Annotated in this window: 2 protein-coding genes and 2 pseudogenes; all 4 read left to right on the top strand. The window is 54.4% G+C overall.

Features of this window, described 5'->3' with window-relative positions; translation table 11 throughout:
• A pseudogene (locus ACRESJ_RS20300) lies at window positions 1-459 on the top strand (hypothetical protein); the annotation flags it as partial.
• Window positions 460-489: 30 nt separating this feature from the next.
• On the top strand, window positions 490-1,101 hold the full coding sequence (locus ACRESJ_RS20295; protein WP_431759486.1) for a TetR/AcrR family transcriptional regulator: 612 nt from the start codon (window positions 490-492) through the stop codon (window positions 1,099-1,101).
• An 88-nt stretch (window positions 1,102-1,189) separates the two neighbouring features.
• A complete protein-coding gene (locus ACRESJ_RS20290; RefSeq protein WP_431759485.1) occupies window positions 1,190-1,981 on the top strand; it encodes an SDR family NAD(P)-dependent oxidoreductase in 792 nt (263 codons plus the stop codon).
• A 110-nt stretch (window positions 1,982-2,091) separates the two neighbouring features.
• Window positions 2,092-2,287: pseudogene (locus ACRESJ_RS20285) on the top strand (hypothetical protein); the annotation flags it as partial.

The raw sequence follows: 2,287 nt of genomic DNA, 5'->3' as shown, positions 1-2,287 counted from the left end.
CGGGATTCTGGGGTACGAATCCTTGAGGCCGATCCTGTTCATTGCCTACTTAGAATCAACAATGAGGTGCACGGGGTCGATACAGCGAGCGGTGCCATTATGGTAGATGAGGTCGTCGTTTGCGCGGGCCTGCAAAGCCAGATTTTACTCACCTCAGCAGGGTTGATTCTGCCGCTCAGGGCTGTGGAAAACGGCTTGGGCGCAAGCTCAGCTCGCCAGGGAATCCCGGGTGTATTCACTGGCATGGTTCCGCTCACTCCCAATGGAGTTCCGTATGTGGGTCGCCCTGAAGGATACCGTGGGCTTTACCTTGGAATTGGGCATGGCACGAACCCGGCGGCTGCAATTGCTGTAGGCGAGGATATCGCCGAGGCTCTGTGCGGGGGGGGAACTCCACCAGTTAGCATGCTACTTCGCAGAGATCTTTTTGCTGGTCACCCGATTTCGCAAACTCTCTAACAACGTTTTATATCCGTGTTGGGGCCTCTTATGAATACGTCGCATCTCTCCGGCAACGACAACAAATCCGTAGTAAGGGCGGGAGTTATCCGGGCCACTGCTTTGAAGCTATTTGCAGCAGAAGGATTTGGTTCGGTGAGCTTACGAAGGATTGCAGACATGAGCGGCATCCAGGTCGGATCGCTCTACAACCATATCGACGGCAAACAGCAGCTGCTTTTCGAGCTGATTTATGAGGCTGAGCAGAACCTGTTAGCTGGGTTGAAGCTTGCCGTGAATGAGACTCAAGCACCTGCGGCCCAGATTAGAGCATACGTTGAGCAGTACTTCCTCCACGCTTCTCGCAACAAGGAGCTCCATCTGCTCGCGGTTCGGGAAAAGCGCAGCCTAGACGACGGGGATGCCAGAAGGCTTAGGGATTTACTGCTCAATCATGAGCGGCTCATCCACAAAGTTTTGGATCGAGGTGTTCAAGCAGGGGTTTTTACCGTGCCGAGTTACGAGTTCGCTATCAAGGCGATCTGGAGTTTGCTCGATGGGATGCTGGGAGGCGTTTCTGCAAACACTGTTGAAGTATCAAAGTGCGCTGATCATCTCAAGGATTGCGTCATCCGTCTCTTGGGGCCCAACGCGACTCTGTAGGTCTCTGAAAGCGTGAGCTTGGTCGAGCCAGTGCAGGTTTGATCAAGTGCATCTGACTAATGAAAACTGAATTTACACGAGGTGAGCCATGTTTGATCTGAAGGGTAAAGTTGCTGTCGTGACTGGCGGAGAGACTGGTATCGGTCTGGCCATTTCTCGCAATCTCGCGGTCGCCGGCGTCAAGACTGTGATCGGCGGCATTCAGCCAGAAGCGGGCGCAAAAGCTGTGGCCGAAATCCAGGAACTGGGTGGCGACGTCCTATTTGTCCGCACGGATGTTCGATCTAAAGAGCAAGTCGAAGCACTGGTGCAGACCGCTATCGACAAGTTCGGCCAGCTGGACATCATCGTAAACAATGCTGGCGTGTTCGATGGTTTCGCCGATGTGATGGAGACGACGGAAGAGCTCTGGGATCAGATCACCGGGATCAACCTAAAAGGCACCTTCTTCGGCTGCCAGGCTGCTCTCAAGCATATGATTCCACGCGGTGTAGGCCGAGTGATCAACACTTCGTCGATCGGTGGGTTGGTAGGCCGTGCTGATGGTGCTTCTTACACTGCATCGAAATTCGCTGTTATCGGTCTGACCCGCCAAATGGCAACCACTCACTCCGATTCTGGCATCACTTTCAACACCGTGTGCCCTGGCGTGATTGCAACCGACATTCGTGGCAACTCCGCCTCGATCCTGCCGACTGCCGCTCACCTGATGAACCGGGGCGTCGGCGCGTCTGATCCTGAAGCCTATAAGAAGTCCATCCCGGCTCGCCGAAAGGGCACTTCCGATGAGGTTGCGGCAGCAGTGTTGTTCTTGGCATCGGATGAAGCCAGCTACATCACTGGACACTCGCTAGTCGTGGACGGTGGCTTTGTTGCTTGATCATCTGACATAGGGCCGGGATTAGTTCTCGGTTTTATGGGCAGTATGTGTTGATTGCTGGCCTCGGATGGGGCCTGCTTTCCTATGTTCGACTGTACAGGAACGTGCCCGTGGAGCGTCTCTTAGAAGGATGGAGGATGGTGGCATGCGTGTGCATTGCTCTCCTTGCAATGCCTCTTTGCTTTTCAGCAGGAATTCTCGCGGTTCCTGTCATTCGCTCAGAGCTTGGTGGTGGAGCGATGGAGCTTGCCTGGATCACCAATGGCTACATCTTGATGGTCAGCTGCACGATGTTGGCCGCAGGGA

The sequence above is a fragment of the Pseudomonas sp. genome (assembly GCF_050739655.1).
Classification (GTDB): Bacteria; Pseudomonadota; Gammaproteobacteria; order Pseudomonadales; family Pseudomonadaceae; genus Aquipseudomonas.
Note: the sequence above shows the minus strand (reverse complement) of the source record. Positions and strands in the feature narration are given on the sequence as shown.